Source organism: Pedobacter psychrotolerans (assembly GCF_004340665.1).
GTDB lineage: Bacteria > Bacteroidota > Bacteroidia > Sphingobacteriales > Sphingobacteriaceae > Pedobacter > Pedobacter psychrotolerans.
In genome coordinates, this window is record NZ_SLWO01000001.1 from 1 (window position 1) to 19,386 (window position 19,386).

Annotated in this window: 15 protein-coding genes and 1 tRNA gene; 6 read left to right on the forward strand and 10 right to left on the reverse strand. The window is 35.6% G+C overall.

Features of this window, described 5'->3' with window-relative positions; translation table 11 throughout:
- Positions 1–491: 491 nt before the first annotated feature.
- A complete protein-coding gene (locus EV200_RS00005; protein WP_132528790.1) occupies positions 492–1,004 on the reverse strand; it encodes a hypothetical protein in 513 nt (170 codons plus the stop codon).
- Between the two features lie 563 nt (positions 1,005–1,567).
- Positions 1,568–1,939 (reverse strand): hypothetical protein, encoded by a 372-nt coding sequence (locus EV200_RS00010; RefSeq protein WP_132528791.1) that lies wholly within the window; start codon positions 1,937–1,939, stop codon positions 1,568–1,570.
- A gap of 386 nt (positions 1,940–2,325) precedes the next feature.
- On the opposite strand from EV200_RS00010, the gene EV200_RS00015 reads away from it, so the two are divergent.
- A complete protein-coding gene (locus EV200_RS00015; protein WP_132528792.1) occupies positions 2,326–2,871 on the forward strand; it encodes a hypothetical protein in 546 nt (181 codons plus the stop codon).
- 298 nt (positions 2,872–3,169) lie between these two features.
- Here EV200_RS00015 and EV200_RS00020 read toward each other — a convergent pair whose 3' ends face one another.
- From EV200_RS00020 to EV200_RS00035, 4 genes are all read right to left on the reverse strand, one after another.
- Positions 3,170–4,183 carry an RES domain-containing protein gene (locus EV200_RS00020; protein ID WP_132528793.1) on the reverse strand — a complete coding sequence of 338 codons (1,014 nt, stop codon included), beginning with the start codon at positions 4,181–4,183 and terminating at the stop codon, positions 3,170–3,172.
- Positions 4,176–5,123 (reverse strand): sce7725 family protein, encoded by a 948-nt coding sequence (locus tag EV200_RS00025; RefSeq protein WP_132528794.1) that lies wholly within the window; start codon positions 5,121–5,123, stop codon positions 4,176–4,178. Before EV200_RS00025 ends, EV200_RS00020 begins: the two co-directional genes overlap by 8 nt.
- 3 nt (positions 5,124–5,126) lie before the next feature.
- Positions 5,127–5,996 carry a sce7726 family protein gene (locus EV200_RS00030; RefSeq protein WP_132528795.1) on the reverse strand — a complete coding sequence of 290 codons (870 nt, stop codon included), beginning with the start codon at positions 5,994–5,996 and terminating at the stop codon, positions 5,127–5,129.
- 241 nt (positions 5,997–6,237) lie between these two features.
- Positions 6,238–6,311: transfer RNA gene (locus EV200_RS00035), tRNA-Met, on the reverse strand.
- A 136-nt stretch (positions 6,312–6,447) separates the two neighbouring features.
- Between EV200_RS00035 and EV200_RS00040 the strand changes: the two genes are divergently transcribed.
- The 3 genes from EV200_RS00040 (at position 6,448) to EV200_RS00050 (ending at position 9,642) form a co-directional block, all read left to right on the forward strand.
- On the forward strand, positions 6,448–6,828 hold the full coding sequence (locus EV200_RS00040; protein ID WP_029284154.1) for an START-like domain-containing protein: 381 nt from the start codon (positions 6,448–6,450) through the stop codon (positions 6,826–6,828).
- Positions 6,829–6,857: 29 nt separating this feature from the next.
- Positions 6,858–8,282, forward strand: coding sequence for an LptF/LptG family permease (locus tag EV200_RS00045; protein ID WP_132528796.1), 1,425 nt, complete (start codon positions 6,858–6,860; stop codon positions 8,280–8,282).
- Between the two features lie 148 nt (positions 8,283–8,430).
- A complete protein-coding gene (locus EV200_RS00050) occupies positions 8,431–9,642 on the forward strand; it encodes a bifunctional 3,4-dihydroxy-2-butanone-4-phosphate synthase/GTP cyclohydrolase II (RefSeq protein ID WP_132528797.1) in 1,212 nt (403 codons plus the stop codon).
- 824 nt (positions 9,643–10,466) lie between these two features.
- On the opposite strand, the gene EV200_RS00055 is transcribed toward EV200_RS00050, so the two are convergent.
- A complete protein-coding gene (locus EV200_RS00055) occupies positions 10,467–14,897 on the reverse strand; it encodes a translocation/assembly module TamB domain-containing protein (RefSeq protein WP_132528798.1) in 4,431 nt (1,476 codons plus the stop codon).
- A gap of 76 nt (positions 14,898–14,973) precedes the next feature.
- On the opposite strand from EV200_RS00055, the gene tsaD reads away from it, so the two are divergent.
- Positions 14,974–15,975 carry a tRNA (adenosine(37)-N6)-threonylcarbamoyltransferase complex transferase subunit TsaD gene (tsaD, locus tag EV200_RS00060; RefSeq protein ID WP_132528799.1) on the forward strand — a complete coding sequence of 334 codons (1,002 nt, stop codon included), beginning with the start codon at positions 14,974–14,976 and terminating at the stop codon, positions 15,973–15,975.
- 92 nt (positions 15,976–16,067) lie between these two features.
- Positions 16,068–16,265: a hypothetical protein gene (locus EV200_RS00065; protein ID WP_132528800.1), complete on the forward strand. Its 198-nt coding sequence runs from the start codon at positions 16,068–16,070 to the stop codon at positions 16,263–16,265.
- Positions 16,266–16,446: 181 nt separating this feature from the next.
- Here EV200_RS00065 and recA read toward each other — a convergent pair whose 3' ends face one another.
- The 3 genes from recA to EV200_RS00080 all read right to left on the reverse strand — a co-directional run bounded on the left by recA (position 16,447) and on the right by EV200_RS00080 (position 19,339).
- Positions 16,447–17,460, reverse strand: a complete 1,014-nt coding sequence (recA, locus tag EV200_RS00070; RefSeq protein WP_132528801.1) for a recombinase RecA — start codon at positions 17,458–17,460, stop codon at positions 16,447–16,449.
- 123 nt (positions 17,461–17,583) lie between these two features.
- Positions 17,584–18,258 (reverse strand): endonuclease III, encoded by a 675-nt coding sequence (gene nth / locus EV200_RS00075; RefSeq protein ID WP_132528802.1) that lies wholly within the window; start codon positions 18,256–18,258, stop codon positions 17,584–17,586.
- 121 nt (positions 18,259–18,379) lie between these two features.
- Positions 18,380–19,339 (reverse strand): hypothetical protein, encoded by a 960-nt coding sequence (locus EV200_RS00080; RefSeq protein ID WP_132528803.1) that lies wholly within the window; start codon positions 19,337–19,339, stop codon positions 18,380–18,382.
- Positions 19,340–19,386 lie beyond the last annotated feature (47 nt).

A 19,386-nucleotide genomic window follows, 5' to 3' on the forward strand; every position in this document is an offset into this window, starting at 1 on the left:
CTTCGATGATTGTGCGCTTGAATTGTTCACTGAATTCTTGAATCTCTTTTTTCATAAGTCTACATTTTTATGTAAACCTATTTTAGGACAAGACAGCCATAACGAAATTAGTTTTAGCTTCAATAAATATTTTTTTCATCGCCCTTCCAAGTGAAATGTGCCGCTAGTTGGATAGGGGTTTTACATCTAGTTCTGTCATTCAGAGCGCAGCGAAGAATCCCTGCGTTTCTAACCACTTCCATCTGCCATGCCCCAACTCTTTTTCAATCACCAGCTTCGAAAATTCAACCACCCCGCCTTTCAGGCACCCCTCCTTAAAAAAAGGAGGGGAGTAGCGATCGCCATAACCTATCGGTCGGTCTCATCAATTAAACTATCGGTTGGTGTCTCACCGACCGAAATTAAGTTTTAGCTTCGATAAATATTTTTCTCTCGCCCTTTCCCTTTCAGGGGAAACGTGCCGATAGGCGGATAGGGGTTATCCCACCAAATCAATTTATTTGAATGCGCTGTTTAAAAGCCATATACCATGCATTACAATCCGTTAACCAATCATATATCATTTTATATGCAGTAGTAATTTCTGCAGAAAAGTTAAGGGTTGCACCTTCATAACCTTCTTCCTGAAAGATGTAAGCATTTAATCCATAATATAACACTTCAGATAGGTGCGCTACATTAAAATGGCCAACAGCATGCAGTTTATAGGCTTGGTTTTTAACGTAATGCTTAAATAACTTTTTATTGGCTAAAGTTTTAGTGTTAATTATGAGATTGATGATATTGTTAACATCATAAAGGGCATTGGCTATAGTAACGGGTTGATGTTTGCCATAGCGTGGATCGGGCCCGGTGGCTGCGCTCAGCATTTCGGTAAGAATTTGATTCACATCCGCCAGACTATTCATTTTGAAGTAGTCTTCAATAAGTTTCCTGAATTCATTTACAGCTTCAACCTGAACAGGGAGCTGTGTGTTTGGGTTTTTAATTTCGGTACTTCGCATAACCTTAAAATAAAGTATCCCGATCGCTGCGAAGTACCAAATAACTCTTTTCAGAGAAAATTGAAATGAGGGGCTGCCTCTCGATCGGGAATATTGTTAAAAATAATTGTTGTAATGAAACTCTGATTAAGGTGAAAAAATATATTATTTAATACTTCGCGATGGCAATGTAAATACAAAAATCTAATTCACAAAATATTTTGAAGAATGGCAGTTAAATGGAGCCTAATTTTTTAGTAATGATAGCGGATGATATAACGATAGTACATTCATTCTAAGTTTAAGCTGTTCATTTAAGCTTTCCCTCAACCGCTAAATGAAATATCCTGACCGCTGCAAACCGCCAATACCTCTTTCAGAGACACTAGATAATGTGGGACTACCACTCGGTCAGGAATATTTTTAATGAAATTTACTTAACGGGATGAAATGTTATTGGTGCTAGCTTAAGCAGGCTAAGTTCGCAAATGCTGAATTAAAATAAATCTGGGGATGATTTAATTTTAAGCTGATAATTATTTATAAATGGTGTACACATGGGATGTGATCACAATAGGGCAATTTTAGATACTGTTTCTACGGGCAACTACTGCTATGGCAAAAGAATCGGCTTCTTCCAACTCTTTTACCACACGGGCAATGTTAAATTCCTTTTCCAGCAGTGCAATGGCACCATAGTTGGCTTTACGATTGGTTAAGAGAAAGAGGTTATACTCTAACTTTTTCTGTCTCTTAATGTTGTCGTCTTTCGTGTCGCCATCGGGTAAGGTAGCCACTACAGTGTTTACTGCAGATAGTTCTGCATTTAATACCTCAATTTCGGATGAAACCTCAACCGTTGTGTTGGCATAATTTTCTTGCTGGCGTTCTAACGAAAGTTTCCTGAAAGATAAATCTTTTTTTTCTTTTCGATAAGGGCCAAAACGGTGTCGCAATCTGCATGCTCCGTTAATGTTGATACTGAATAATCCATGTTTAAAAATTTAGTTTGTATTAAAATGTATTCTTAATAGTAGTAAATAAAACAAAAAAAGAATAAATATCTAAACATTTTGATTGTATGATTTTATTTACACTTAAAAACTGACGACAGTTTAAAAACAATTTGATTTGTTCACTTCCGTTAATGCTTGACTGAAATTTTTTATTTAAAAATGCTTTTACATTCTTTAACGCGAGGTTAGAAACAATTCATGTGGAAACAAAAAATAGTTTCTGCATAAAATGTTTCGGATTTTCGAAACAATTTTTCTCGAAACAAAAAAATGTTTCTAATAATTTTGTTTCGAGAATCGTGTAACTTAGATAAAAATTTTGCAGCATGAAAAAATTAAGAGATCAGATTGGTTTATCACAAACAGACATGTCTAAACTTATGGGGAGTAATAAAACCACCGGCAGTTTGCATGAAAAGGGTTTACGAGAGCTTAATGCCAAAGAATTAAGCACGTTAAGTACCATCGAACTTTTAATGAATAATGCTAACGAGATTCAGGCCACTGAAAGAATTAGCTTAAATGATCAGAAGGCTTTAGTAGCCATGCTAAAAAAGCTGTCTTACAATCAGAAACGTGCAACACAGAAACATGAAATCATTCGTGAAAAACTTTCGCGAATGGAAGAAACTTATGCCAGCAACCGCAAGCTTTGGTGCTTGCTTAACGAATTGAAAACAAATTTGAAGGGTAAAGCGGCTAACCCTTATGTGGGTGTGCTCGAAGTGAAGTGTTTAGAGAAACTTAAATCATGCGGCCTTCACCAACAAATTTTACTGCGCCATCAACTTTCTATGTTGGAAAGTGAAATCGCTTCTGCGCAACAAATTGTTGAGGAGTATCGGGGGTTTGGGGTGCCGGAGGTGGGGTGAGGTTAGAGACTGTACGAGGTGACGAGTGCGCTGTAATATCTAAACACCTTAAACAAAAAAAGCCCATCTCTCGATGAGCTTTGATTCAAATAATTTGTACAAATAAATTTCGAACTTTTCTTTTTCAAATTTGCCGACATTTACAAAAGCCTCAGGTTATTTAAATTATATTTAAAGGCTTTACGTTAGGTAACAAATATGCTTATAGGATAATTGAGAGTTTATTATTGAATAGAAATGAAAAACAATCTACATTTATCCTTTTAGATTTTTCATCATTTAATCCTTTGAATTTAGTTTAAACTGACATCCGAAATCTACTTATTTTTACTTTTTTTGCATCAGTACATTCCATTAAATTCTGATCGAATATAACAAAATTATTTCCAGTGTTATGAAGAGAACTTGCGAATTTGATGCCGTTTACACCCGTATAAACCCTTATAAACTCACAAATGAATTGAGTTGGGATATAATCAATCTCTGAATCGTATCTTCTCATTGGTTTGGAAAGGTCGATACTTATTTTTTGCCTTAAAAGCTGAGATTTAATTTTTTCATTGACCTTAGACGGATGAAAAATTGAAGAGTTTTCTGTAAAGTCAGCAATACTTATACCTTCTGTTATTACAGGTTTAACTGAAAAGGTTCCTATACTTACCTCATCTAAATAAGATGCGCGAACCTCATAAAGAACCGTATTTTCATTATCACTTAAATACAAATAAGGTATTCCTAAAGGATTTGCTCTTCCGGCTGAAGATATATGCTTGGGTGGACAAAAAAGCTCAGCAGGAGAATAAGCATCTGCTAAAGTCTGTTGATGTAGACGAGCTCGATATAAGTTTATATTTGAATACAATGTAAGTTGAGTATTAAAATAGCTATCCCAGCCTAGATCTCCGGTAATATAATTTAGATCTGTAAGGTATCGATTCGACCATTTTAACTCTTCCTTCAACTTGTCCCAATAATTAACATTTTCTAAAATCTCATCATTGAAATCGACTAAATCTTCAGCATTTAAAAAGGCCGAACTTACCTCATCAATAACATGATTAAGAATTTTTGTTGCGATCTCGTGGTTGCTGAAGAAAGTCCAATGTGATTGAATTTTGTTTTTAAGGGGCTGTCCTGCTTCTGTTGGCTTAAAATTGTCGATTAACTCTTTAAAAAAATCAAACAACTCATTTATATCCAATATATTTACGTTCTCAGAGTTACAAAATCCACATTTTCCTAATACCCCACTAGCATTTATATACGCTTTAATTTCTCTTTCAGCATAACAATTAGAGCAAGTATTAGGCATGTATCCCTCCGCTTAAATAATCGCTAACAACAAGTAGATGGTTTTTTATTGAAATCTTTTTTACTATCCCAAGCCCAGGATATCTCTTTTCGTTGTAATATGTAATAAGTTCATCCAAAGCCGAATTTTTCAATTGGTGCTCATTGCAGAATGAAATAGCCTTATATGCTGCTTCTGCAAATTTTCCTTGAACATTCGCAATGCTGTCATTAGTTTTTGATGTGAAATGACGTATCCATATCTCATTGTTTTCTTCAGCATATAAATATGTTAGATGTATAACAACTGCTCTTGGTGTGCTTCCTCCATCTATAAATTCACTTGGAACTACTGTATAATCAGAAAAGCCTTGATAACGCTCTTCCCGATAATATAAATGCTCCTCAGTGAACTTATGTGCTCCAATTTCCAAAAAGAGGCTGTTCTTAGCTTGTTTTTGGAATACATCATTTAAACGAATATATGTCTTGTTTAACTGTTTAATGAATCTGTCCAATGAGCGATAATTGTTTGGATCTTGGAGCATAATATGAGTCACAGAAGGGTGCTCACATAATGTTCGAAAACCTATATCATCTGTAAAATTCGTTAAACAGATGATCATGCAATCTTTCAAATCGTAGTTAATTATTGTAGAAAGTACGAATTCTAAATTATTACTATAATGGAAGGCTGGCTTAAATGCACAATCTTCAAGTTCGACTAAGTAATTTAAAATTTCTAAATAATCACCCTTAAGCTCTCCTACAATGGGATTTAAAATTAAGTAAGGATGAAAATTGCATTCTTTAAAGATGTTGTGGGCTAGCGTTAGGCTGCTAAATCCATCTTTGACGGGTTCCAGTACAGGAATAACATTCTCTAAAATTTGTCCTTCGGTAACTAGTTCCCTTAGTGACAACAATTCAAACTGTCGTGCTCTTAGATAAGGATAATACATTGGTTAGTAATTGATGAGGTTCTTTAGATTTTTATATAAGAGATCCTGTTCTTTCAAAGATAAATTCATCGCTAGACAGATCTGATTCAATTCTTTATATTCTTTTTGAAAGTTATTATTTATTTTTCTAACCTTCATCAAATCAACGAACATTTTGTTAAAAGAGATAGGTGGAATTTGTTCAATTAGCTTCTTACATACTTCATATTGATTGAAGTCGTTCATTTCAGGTGTTTCACCATAATATTGAGAAACGATACTCTTATATTCCTTAGTACGAAGTATGTTCATAGCTGTACAAGGATCGATCTCAAGGTTCTTGGTTGATTCTTGTACTACAGTAAAGCAGTTTGAAAGATGATCATAAGTAATCACGCCTATTTTTTCTTCAAACTTCAAGTATCTTTCGATTTGAGAAAGCGGAACAATGATATATATTTCGTTGAATATTTTTTTGTAACTTTCAAGTTGTTTAGATAATCTGTATTCCCCGTCAAGTATAGTTTTAATTTCAAAAACCTTCGAGCAACCATTAAATATTACTAAGTCTGCTATTGAGTCTACAACTCTAAATTCGTTAAAAACTACTGAATTTTCTAACGCAAATTTTTTCAGAATCCAATCATTAAGAAAGTTGTTTTTGTAAATATACTCATTAGGGTATTTTTTTTCAAGTACTTGATAAATATGCCTTATGTACCCAAAGTAGTCCATATTATGGTTATTCCATTTTTGATCGTACCTCTGTATTTTAAGATCTAATGAACTGAAATCATTTCTTAGCCAAAGATTTACCTCACTTCTTTTGAATAAAGTTGAGTAGTCTCTTAATTGGTTGTTGCAATATGACTTTTTCAATTTTAAAGTTGCCATTCAAGTAAAATTACAAAAATCGCTGAAGACTGCATTAAAAAGATTGAAAGATATAATCAAGTATATTGAACTGAGGCTTTTTTAAGATGATGAAAATCAATGCCAGTTCAAGTGAATGCAAAGTAGTAATACCCAAAAGAATAAATTTAACTCTCTTGTTAGCATAATCTGATCCACTTTTTGCCTAAAATTATATCACCTTAAACAAAAAAAGCCCATCTTTCGATGAGCTTTTAATCAGTAGCGGGGAGCAGGATCGAACTGCCGACCTCAGGGTTATGAATCCTGCGCTCTAACCATCTGAGCTACCCCGCCGGGTATAAATATTTGTGTATATTATCAAATATTTAGTTGGTTATTTTTTGGAGTTGCAAATATAGAATAATTTACCTTTCTTTAGAAAAATAAAATAAAAAAAATACATCCGGAGTTATTCTGGTAATGAATTAACATGGCAGAAAAGAAAAAATTTACACTTGAGTACGAGGTTAAATCGTCACCACGAATTTTGTATAGCTTTATCAGTGAGCCAAATGGCTTATCGCAATGGTTTGCCGATGATGTAAATTTTCGCGATCAGGTTTATACATTTACCTGGGATGATGAACAGCTAAAAGCAAAACTGGTTTCGATAAAAGAAAACAAACTGGTTAAATTCAAGTGGCTGGATGATGAACCACAGTGCTATTTCGAAATGGAAATTGTGCAGGATGAACTCACCAATGATGTGGCACTTGCCATTACCGATTTCACCACCGATGACTTACTGGCAGAGAAAAAATTAATCTGGGATAATCAAATTGACTATTTGATTAGCGTTTTAGGTGCCTAGTTTAAGGCTGTATTGCTTACCTTTGTAGGGTGAAAAAAATACATCTTCTTCTTATTAAAGCATTCATAAAGCCTTTTCTTGCCACATTTTTCGTGGTAATGTTTATTCTTTTGATGTTTTTCTTATTTAAGTGGATCGATGATTTAATCGGCAAAGGCTTTGAATGGTATACCATTTTAGAGCTGATGTATTATGCCTCGGCCGCCAATGTAGCCATGGCCTTACCACTTTCTGTTCTGCTTTCCTCTATCATGACTTTTGGTACCCTGGGCGAAAATTATGAACTGGTGGCCATTAAATCTGCCGGTATTTCACTTCAAAAAGCCATGAGGCCTTTATTTGTGGTGATCATTTTGTTAACCATCAGTTCCTTTCTCTTTTCCAATTACATGCTCCCAAAAGCAAACCTGAAATTCAGTTCCCTGCTTTATGATATTCGCAATAAAAAACTTTCATTTTTAATTAAACCAGGCGTTTTTAATAACAGCATTCCGAATTTTTCCATTCGTGTAGATGCAAAAGATGAAAGCGGGAAATTAAGTGGAATTCTGATTTATGACCATAGGGGTACCAATGGGATTCCGAAAGTAATTATGGCGAAAGAAGGGGAGATGAATAAAACTTCAGACGGTAAATATCTTTTGCTCAAATTAAAAGATGGCATACAATACGAAGAACAAGCCAGTACGAGTGGCGCATACAATCCACGCCAGATTTTAAACCGGACGAGGTTTAAAGAGACAGAACCCCGGTTTAGTCTCGAGTCGTTTGATATGAACCGTACAGATCCTAATGCGTTTGGCAATAGTACGCCCATGCTTAACTTAAAAGGGATTTCCAGGAAGCGAGATTCATTAGTGAAAGTGCTTGATACGCTGAGCCAATATTCGGTCAGGATGGCATCAAGTAATTTTAAACAATACAGCGTTACCAAAGGATATTCTAAACTAAAAATTGCCCCGAAGGCCATTAGCGATAATATTATTAAAGATATCCCCAACGGATCAAAGAGAACAAGCTTGGATAATGCTTCAAATATCGTTGCCGGGTTGATACAAAACTTATCTAACACAGCACCACGCCATACTGATTTGGTAGGTGAGATTATATTTACCAGGATAGAATACCAAAGAAAGTTTACGCTGGCGGCTTCCTGCATTCTGCTGTTTTTTATTGGTGCGCCTTTAGGTGCCATTATCCGTAAAGGTGGTATGGGTTTGCCCGTGGTAATTGCCATCTCCTTCTTTCTCATTTATCATATTATTACCACAGTGGCAGAAAAATCCGCACGGGAAGGTTCAACTAACCCTATAGTAGCCATGTGGATAGCTGTAATTGTACTGTCTCCATTAGCAGCTTTCCTTACTTATAAAGCCACAGTTGATTCAGCCTTGTTTGATATCAATTATTATAAACAACTTTTCGTTAAGTTATTCCGTATCAAGCAAAAATAAGCGTCAGTTATCATTTACTTATAAATGATATTTGGAAGATTTTTTTTGTGCATTAAGGTTGTACCTTTGTGTAGGCAAAAGCGGTTTCATGTTGTTTAAGCCAAATGAAAGATAACATGATCTGGCTAGATTAATCGGCCTTAAACAAATGCAAACAAAATTAAATACCATAGAAGAAGCCATTGCTGATATTAAAGCAGGCAAAGTGATTATTGTAGTTGATGATGAAAATAGGGAGAATGAGGGAGATTTCCTGACTGCTGCAGAAAATGCAACTCCTGAAGTGATTAACTTTATGGCTACCTATGGGCGGGGTTTAATTTGTGCGCCACTTACCGAAGAGCGTTGTAAAGAATTAAACCTTGATTTAATGGTTGGCAAAAATACCGCTGCGTATGAAACCAACTTCACCGTATCAGTAGATTTGGTTGGCTATGGTTGTACAACAGGTATTTCAGCAAGTGACCGATCTAAAACGATGCAGGCTTTGGTTAATCCAAAAACTACACCTGAAGAATTAGGCAGACCAGGACATATTTTTCCATTAATTGCAAAGGATGGTGGCGTGATTCGCCGTGCCGGCCATACAGAAGCCGGGGTAGATTTAGCCCGTTTGGCTGGGATGAAACCTGCTGGTCTTTTGGTAGAAATTTTAAAGGAAGATGGTGAAATGGCCAGACTTCCGGATTTGTTTAAAATTGCAGAACAGCACCAGTTAAAAATCATTTCTATTGAAGACCTGATTGCTTACAGGTTAAAAATTGATAGTTTAATTAAAAGAGAAGTAACGATAGATTTACCAACAGAATGGGGCGATTTTAAAATGACGGCCTATACGCAGTTGGATAACAATGCTACACACCTGGCCATTTCTAAAGGAGAATGGAAAGAGGATGAGCCGGTGCTTACGCGTGTACACAGTTCATGTGTTACAGGTGATATTTTTGGTTCTTGCCGTTGTGATTGTGGACCACAGTTACATAAAGCATTAGAAATGATTCAAAGAGAAGGCAAAGGCATTGTTGTTTACATGAACCAGGAGGGTAGAGGCATTGGACTGATCAACAAACTTCGTTCTTATAATCTTCAGGATGCTGGTTTTGATACCGTTGAAGCAAATATTAAATTGGGCTTTAAAGGCGACGAACGTGATTATGGCGTTGGTGCTCAGATATTAAGATCAGAAGGCATTACCAAAATGCGTTTAATGAGTAATAACCCTACCAAAAGAGCCGGCCTGGTTGGCTATGGTTTGGAAGTAATCGAGAATATTCCAATCGAAATTGAAAGCAATGTGCACAACGAACGTTATTTGAAAACAAAGCGTGATAAAATGGGCCATTCCATTATGAAAGGATAATTCCAGTTTAAGGTAAAGGTTGAAAAATATTGGCCAGTAGTTCTAACTACTGGCTTTTTTTGCTTTTATTAAATAAAGTAGAGCAGTAGCGAGCGCTTAAAGATTGCTTCGTCGGCTGAAAAAGCCTCCTCGCAATGACGATGAGCGGAGAAAACCCAGTTATATAAAACTAAACATGAGCGGTCGTCCTTGCGAAGCGAGAATTGTTTTTTTACGCCCTTTCCCTTTCAGGGGAAAGGTGCCGATAGGCGGATAGGGGTTAATAGCTGAAGAAGTCTCATTTGTAAGAAAGATTGCTTCGTCGGCTGAAAAAGCCTTCTCGCAATGACGATGAGCGGAGAAAAAACCTCTTATTAAAAACCAAATATGAACGGTCATCCTTGCGAAGCGAGAATTATTTTTTTACGCCCTTTCCCTTTCAGGGGAAAGGTGCCGATAGGCGGATAGGGGTTAACAGCTTAAGAAGTCTCATTTGTAAGAAAGATTGCTTCGTCGGCTGAAGAAGCCTCCTCGCAATGACGATGAGCGGAGAAAAAACCTTTTATTAAAAATCAAATATGAACGGTCGTCTTTGCGAGGCACGAAGCAATCTCATTTGTAAGAAAGATTGCTTCGTCGGCTGAAAAAGCCTCCTCGCAATGACGATGAGCGGAGAAAACCCTGTTGTATAAAACCAAACATGAACTGTCGTCATTGCGAAGCGAGAATTGTTTTTTACGCCCTTTCCCTTTCAGGGGAAAGGTGCCGATAGGCGGATAGGGGTTAACAGCTGAAAAAGCCCCTACTTTTAAAAAAGAAGGGGAGTAGCTTAACGATGAAATTTTTTACTTCCTCGGATTACTCTTGTTCTGGTTAATAATCACCTCTTTACTGATTGATTTATTAACCTTAACAGGGGCTTCGCTCTGTCTACGTTTTAAGTTTCTACGGTAAGAACCCGAAATTTTCTGAACAAATTCTTTAAAGGTGTCGAACTGTTGGGTATATACCAATCCAAAAGACGTTACGTTTGCTGTAGGGCTGATTCCGCTGTTTAAGAAAATACTTTGCTGTGTAGGTGGTTTATTTGCAGCTTTAACCGTGAGGCTACCGTCTTTTCTAATTAAGAAGAGGGCTTCAACCTCTCTACCAACGTTATCATTAGAGAAATCAATAACATTAAAATCATTTACACTATTTCGGTCAACAATACCGGCATTGATAATTAACCTGTTGTTAAAGAACTTAAAGGAAGCATTCGCTTCATTCAAAGACCGAACGTTTAAATCTACAAAATTCAGGTTTAAGGATGATAATACATTATTAAATTGGTTAAATACCAGTTCTGTAGCGGTACTCGTTGCAGTAGAACTTAGCTGATTTCCAATTGACTCTCCTCCATTTCCGGAGGCGAAACTTCTTCTGATAATTAAACTGAAAGCTTGTAAGTTCAGGTTATTCTGATCACTTAAATAAGTTTGCAGTTGCTCTTTGATAGAAGGTTGTGATGGGAAATTAATATCCAGTTTTATCTCCGGCTGAAGCAGCAGACCTGTAAGTCCCATTTCAACCTCGGTATCTACCCGCTGGTTGGCATTACTGCTCGCATCTCTGTTGGCAGCCTTGAATAGTTCATTTAAATTGGCACGTAATGCATAAACAGCTTTCAGGTTAATTTGCGCTGCTGTCGGATTACCCGTCCACCTGATGGTTCCACCTTGCCTGATTTCGAATTTTTTGTTGATCACCTCTTGAGCCGTAAAATCAAAACTACCCGTTTCGATAATATAATCGCCAGACATCTCAAAATCTCCCAGACTATTAATATTCAGATTTAAGTCAGCATTTCCTTTTCCACTTAAATTCCCTAAAGTAGTAAAAATGTTTGCTGTGGTATTCGGATCAATCGTTAATTTAAACGATAGTGTAAGCCCATCAAAATTGGTGGTTTTTTTAACCACCTTGCTAGAGTCACGGCTGATAAAATTGATAAAGTCTTTATCAGAAACCGTTTCAGAACTATTTAGTGGAAGATTAAAGACCGTTCCCTTTTCAGTTTTAGCTTTGATATCAATCTTCATTCTACTGGTAGGCCCGGTAAATTTAAATTCGCCTGTACCGTAAGCCTTTCCAAAATAAACTGAGTTATCTTTTGCCGTGGTATTCAACGACATGAATTTGTTAGCCTTAACCACGATCTTTAACGTAGGGTCATTAAGGTTATTCAAATCAATAGATCCGTTTGCAACCGCTTCATTGCTTTCTAAATCGCGGATCGTAAATTTATCAAGGTTTATAATACTATTATCAATGCTAACTTTGTCTGTAATTACATAAGTCGTTTTCAAGTAATTGACCATTAATTGCCCTTCGTGTAATTCCAGGTTCCCGTTAATGGATGGCTTATCTAAACTTCCCTTTACACTTAAATCAGCAGATATATTTCCTTTTAAGTTTGATACCAGTTGTTTTACAAACGGCTCTAAAATGGTTAATTTACTTTCATTCATTTTAACACTCATGTCAATAAATTTCTCTTTTAAATCCAGGTTACCCGTAAGTTTAAAGGTTTCTGAATTATCAGCAGTTATTCTGGTGAAAATATTCACTTTACTGGTTTCGCCATTAAATGAAGAAGTATCTTGAAGGGTTCCGATATAAATGTCATTAAAATTCAGCGAATCTATTTTCAAATCATCACTCACTCTCGGTGATTTTAATAAGCCGTATAATTTGGTGTCTCCATTTACATTTCCATTTAATTTTACTCCAAAGCCTTTTGTGAATGGATTAAGTGTTTTCAGGTTAAAATCTTTAAAGCCCACCTTTAGCAAATCTTTTGGATCTTCAGACAATAACCCATCAACGGTAAGCTGTTGCTTGCCATTGGTTAAATCGAAATTACTGATGAGCGTTTTCCCCTTATTGAGTATAATTCTCACTTTTTCCTGTATTCTCCATTCTTCACTATTAATCTTTAAAATGGAAGGTAAAAGGCTCAGGCGTGCTGTCGTATCTTGATTTTTAGTAAATTCAACAAGTCCATTTAAATCAAGTTGATTGGCCTCATCTGCATTAGACATTTTGATGTTGAAAGCCAGACTGTCATTTCGAAGAATATTTGAAATATTTACGTCTTTGATATACAAACTGTCGTTTAGCTGCACACGATCTGAAGTGGCAATCAACTGAAGTTGTTCTTTGGTGGTGTTTTCATCCAAAATAATGTTATTCACCACGATGCCATTATACTTTAATTTCTTCACAAAGCCTGATAGTGTTGCCGTATTGTTCCGTGAATCAAAATCCCCAATCAATGTGGCACCTTCTTCCATTTCCAGACCAGGAGAAATAAACTGGGCCAGTGGCTCAAACTTTTTAACAACCAGGTTAAATTTAAAAATTTGGTTCTTGTACTTTATAATATCTGCTTTAAGCGATGGGATATAAGTTTTTGCAATGGCTTTGTAATAGGAAACGATAGAGTTCAGGTCGTATTCTCCCGAGATACTGGCATCTAAAATATCTGATTTAATATTCAGATTTCTATCGATACCCTTTCCTTCGGCCATCAATCGTACAGAATCAACATGATAGATGCCTTTAGGATTTTGAAGCCTGATTTCGTCAATCAATAAATTACCCTCAATATTATTAAGATTTGTTCCTGAAAAGTTGGTGCTAAATTTTGCATCAATCATTAAGGAATCTTTCATCAATTTTAAAGACTTTAATCTGGCCTTTGAAATTGTTGCATTAAAGTTAAATACAGGAAGTTTTGGATTCAGGTTAACGCCGCCATCAAAAACAAGCTTCACATTTCGATCGTTAATGCTGAGTTTCCCATCGAAATATTTTTTATCAAAAGTTCCATCAATCTTAACGTTCCGGTATCTGTATCCATTGAAATCAATATAATCTACATCACCATTAATTTTTTCCGTCAGATTTTTAAGTTCAGTTCCACGTCCTTTTACATATAATGAGGAGGTTATTCTGCCTAAAGATTTTTCATCGATCAGGTTGCCCAGGTTGAAATCATATGTTTTTACATTTCCGGTATATGATGGAACATCATTTTTATCGATCTTCATATTCACATCCGAAACAATTCGACCTAACTTTGTTTTAAACTCACCATAAGCAATAAAGTCATTTTGAAATCCGGTGAAACTACCATTGAAATTGATGTTTCCAAACTTATTCACAATGATTGGGATGATTTTCTTTTTGCTGTTGGTAACGCCGGCAAGCACTTCATCAAGATCTTTTTTGTTGGTTCCCGCCATTTCAATTTTGAGATCCATAAAAGTTTCCCGCCATTTCGGAAGTCCTCTAATGACATAATCTCCTTTTATATAAGTAGCCTTCCCAGCTTTTATTGCTAGTTTTTTTGCCCGGAGATTATTTACCAAACCAGTGATTTGTCCGTCAATATCCAGATCGAGTTTCATGTCGTTTAATTCAGGAGCAAAAAATGCAACATCCTTTGATGACATGTGGCTATCTTTAAATACAGCCTTCATTCTAACATTATCAATATAATGATTAAAATCCTTGAAGGACTTAAACTTCATCTGGTAATAATTGCTTAAACGACTGTTATCGGTAACCAGTAAAAGATTTTTTAATTCTATTGCATTACTATCAACTGTGGTTACCGCAGTTAAGTTTTTAAGATAAAACCCGCTTTTTTCTTTTAAGGTTAAATTTTTAATGCTGGTTTTAAATAAGTGATTTTTCGTGTCGAGCCCTTCAAAAATTCCACTAAGCTGTTTAACATCTACATTATCAAAATTTACGCTTTTACCTTGGGTAGTATCTTTTGCAGCAAAATTAGTATATCGGAAAGCAAATTCATTCAAAATTAGCCGGCCCAACTTTACATCAAAGGGCTTGGTTTTCTTTTTCTTTACAGTAGGTTTACCAGAATCAAAATAGTCTATGATAAAATCGAGATTAGAAGACTTATCTTTGAATTCCTTTAGGAAAAACTGTCCATGATTGATTTGAACAGTATTGACATCAATTATTTTTTTATCAAGAGAGAACTGATTAATATCTACCATAAACTGTGGCGTACGCAGCAAAGTATCTTTTTGTAAATCAAGTACCACCAAATCTTCGAGCACGACAGATTTGAAAGGCTTGATGTAAAGGCTTTTAATAGATATAGTAGTGCTAAGCTCTTTTGATAAATAGGCTGCAGCTCTCTGAGCAATATAAGTTTGAACAGGCTTAAATTGTAGTGAGAAAATAATCAGTGCCAGCAGCAAAATTATTGATGCAATTACCCAAAGGAGTATTTTAAATAGTTTTTTAATAATTTTGCAGCTTAAAAATTTAAATAATTTGTCTGTTATACTTGCTATCGAATCTTCTTGCGATGATACTTCAGTCGCCATATGTAACAACGGCAAAATTACGGCCAATGTTATTGCAAACCAAACAATTCATGAAAATTATGGTGGTGTAATCCCCGAATTGGCATCCAGGGTACATCAACAAAATATTGTACCAACTATTGAGCAAGCAATAAAAAATGCAAAGGTTACAAAACAGGACATAAATGCAGTTGCCTTTACCAGAGGCCCTGGTTTGCTTGGATCACTTTTAGTAGGTGTTTCCTTTGCAAAATCTTTCGCATTGGCTTTAAATATACCTTTAATTTCTGTCAATCATATGCATGCACATATACTGGCGCATTTTATTGATGATCCAAAACCTAATTTTCCTTTTCTATGCTTAACTGTATCAGGCGGGCATACGCAGATTGTTTTGGTTAAGGATTATTTTGACATGGAAATTGTGGGTGAAACCCTTGATGATGCAGCGGGAGAGGCCTTTGATAAAACTGCAAAAATATTGCAGTTACCCTATCCTGGTGGTCCATTAATAGATCAACATGCTAAATTGGGTAATCCTAAAGCCTTTAAATTTGCTGAACCTCAGATTGCGGATCTTAATTTTAGTTTTAGTGGATTTAAAACTTCTATTCTTTATTTCATCAGGAAGCAGGAAAAAGAAAATCCAAACTTTATTGCCGAAAATTTGGATGATATTTGTGCCTCTGTACAACATAGCATTGTACAAATTTTATTAAATAAACTTAAAAAGGCCGCTAAGCAATATCATATCAAAGAAGTTGCCATTGCAGGTGGAGTTTCTGCAAATTCTGGTTTAAGAAATGGATTGCAGGAAACTGCTGAAGAATTGGGCTGGCAAATTTATATCCCTGCTTTTCAATATTGTACAGATAATGCCGGAATGATTGCAATAGCAGGTTATCACAAGTTTTTGAAAAATGATTTTGTGGGACAGGAAGTTTCGCCAATGGCGAGGATGGAGTTTTAGTAGAGAGATTAAGTGGTTAGAAGGTTAGATGGGTAAGTTGTTTGAAGGCTAAGTAAATACAAAAAAAGAAAAGAAATAATAAAATCTTATATATGACTGGAGCATCATTGGTATTTTGGATTGTTTGTGCGATACCGCTTATTGGTATTTTGTATTACCTGATCAGGAAGGATAAAAATAAACTGAAAGGAAGTTGGGGCGTAATTATCCTGGGTGGATTAGTGATTGCTGCTTTGTTGGTTATTGTTTATGTAACCAAAGATTTTAGCGCAATTTTTAGTCAAAATTAATTGTCGATTTCATTTCACCAGCGACATATATTTATAAAAGCTGATTTCTGTTTTAACCGTTGTAATTAATGCAAATTTAGCATTTCTGGTTTTAGATGAATTTCTTACAAAACGCAAAAAAGCGTCCGGATTTAATTTCCTGACGCTTTTGTTTTATATAAGATAAGTATGGAGTACTTATTTATTTTTCTTGTAAGTTTTCGCCCGTTACTTCAGCTTTAATTTTTGTTTCAAGTTCTTCAGCAAGTTCAGGGTTGTCGCTTAATAATTGCTTAACGGCATCTCTTCCCTGACCTAACTTAGTATCTCCGTAAGAATACCAAGATCCAGCTTTTTTAATGATGCCAAAATCAACACCTAAATCTACGATCTCACCATTTTTAGAAATTCCTTCACCAAACATTACGTCAAATTCTGCAATTCTGAATGGAGGAGCCACTTTGTTTTTTACAATTTTAACTTTAACGCGGTTACCAGAAACTTCATCAGAATCTTTAATTTGAGAGATCCTGCGAATATCCAAACGTACCGACGCATAAAATTTAAGGGCATTACCACCAGTTGTGGTTTCAGGGTTACCAAACATCACCCCAATTTTATCACGTAACTGGTTAATGAAAATACAGCAACATCCCGTTTTTGAAATGGTTCCGGTTAATTTACGTAATGCCTGACTCATTAAACGGGCGTGTAGACCCATTTTGCTGTCTCCCATTTCACCTTCAATTTCACTTTTAGGAACCAATGCAGCAACAGAGTCAATTACGATTACATCAATTGCACCAGAGCGAATTAAATTATCGGCAATTTCCAAAGCCTGCTCACCGTTATCAGGTTGAGAAATTAATAGATTATCAGTATCTACACCCAGCTTTTTTGCGTAAAACTGATCGAAAGCATGTTCTGCATCAATAAATGCAGCGATACCACCTTTTTTCTGTGCTTCAGCAATAATGTGGGTAGCCAAAGTCGTTTTACCAGAAGATTCTGGTCCATAAATTTCAATCACACGACCTTTTGGAATACCACCAATACCTAAAGCGATATCTAAACTAATTGAACCGGTAGAAATAAAATCTATAGGTTCAATAGCGGTATCTCCAAGTTTCATGATGGTTCCTTTACCATATGACTTTTCTAATTTATCTAATGTTAACTGTAATGCTTTTAATTTATCTGGATTTGCGCTTGCCATTTTTATATGATTTGATTCCGTAAATATAATTGAATTGTCGGCTAAATATGCTGATGTTAATAATTTGTAATGCTAAAATATTTAGCTAAGTTAATTGTTTTTTAGCTAATGTCAATAGTAAAATTAAATTATTTTTATTTTCAGTTGATTACGCGCTTCTTGTGCTGTTAATCTCTCAAAATAACGACACATATAGGTAATCTCGCATACTTCACATTTTGGCTTTCTCGCCAGACAAACATATCGGCCATGTAAAATCAGCCAGTGATGGGCAATATGAATATCTTGTTCTGGTAAATTTTTAACTAAATCTTTTTCTACGGCTAAAGGTGTTTTACCATTGGTTAGCCCCAATCGGTTAGCTACACGAAACACATGTGTATCTACAGCCATAGCCGGAGCATTATAAATCACTGAAGCAATTACATTGGCTGTTTTGCGACCTACACCTGGCATTTTTTGCAGGTCATCTATCCCTGAAGGAACAATATCATTAAATTCATTAACTAAAATATTAGCCATGCCAACCAGGTGTTTTGCCTTATTGTTGGGATAGCTAATACTTTTGATATAATCAAATACGATATCTGGGGTTACCTCTGCCAAAGCTTTAGCATTTGGAAAGCGTTGAAACAAGGCCGGAGTAACCATATTCACGCGTTTATCAGTACATTGTGCAGAAAGGATTACTGCTACAAGCAGCTGATAAGGGTTATTGTAATGTAACTCCGTTTCTGCATCTGGCTGTTTGGCGGAAAAATGTTCTACAAAAAGTTTATAGCGTTCTTTTTTAAGCATGGCCAAATATAATAAGCAAATGCAAATTAAAGATGGAAATGTAATACACTTTTACTTGCCATTTAAACAAAGAAAAGTGGGTAATCAGGCTATTCTTAATCTTAAATGCAAAAGCGAGGTTTTAGCTGTTTGCAATTTCTCTCCATAATTTATCGCATTCTGCGAAAGCATTATAGAGGTACTTGTTTCGGTGTTTTTCACCCTGTCCGCTAAAGGAAACGGATTTCATGATTAGTGCCTGCATCCATTGTTTAGTTTGTTTGCAATAGCTTTGGTCTTCGGTTCTTAAATAGTTAAAGGTATTAAATCGGTTGTAACAGGCCATGTGGTCTTTAAAATCTACCAGGTAAGAAATGCTTCCCAGTACATCGCAGTTGTACCAATTAAAAGTATGATTCGGATCGATGGTTTTTTTACTGCTAATGGCATACATATTCATATCAGTCAGGCAGTATCTTACCTGTTCAATAATCTGTTCTGCAAGTTCTTTGGTGATGTAACCTGCTTCAAATGCATAACGAATCTGTTCAATTGTGCCGTGAACGGTATCTTTTGACCATATTTCTGTGCATGGGATTTCTAAGTATAGTTGGTTTAATTCTTTAGAAATGTTGATGATTTCGGTACCGAAAATGCCTGGATCGAATTGTACATCGGTATTCATAACACTGTCTGACCAGAAAAATAATTTAAAACAAGTGAGTTCGTGATATTTGAAAAAATGGAACAAGGGAATGTCATCCGTTGTAATGGTGATGTGCTTATGTTTACTCTGGTGGATCTGTTTTAAGTTTTTAAGCAGGTCTTGTAAATATAAAAGCATATTCGGTATTTCTTGATCTAAGCTTAAATAATCGAACGTTACCGTGGGCAATTGATCTGGTTTGTAGATAAATGAAACACCAAAGTTGTTTGATAATAAAACAATCTGCTGAAGGTTTAATATGCTGTCTCCACGTATTTTCTTATAAGCTTCGTTGGTACTTACTCCTAAAACCTCGGCTACGCTTTGTGCAAGGTTTTGGTACCCGGGTAATGCAGACTTAATAGCTTCGAAAAATAATTCCTGCTGATTTACCATAGAGAATAATTTATTAATTGAAGTTAAGTTATATATATCACTTATTA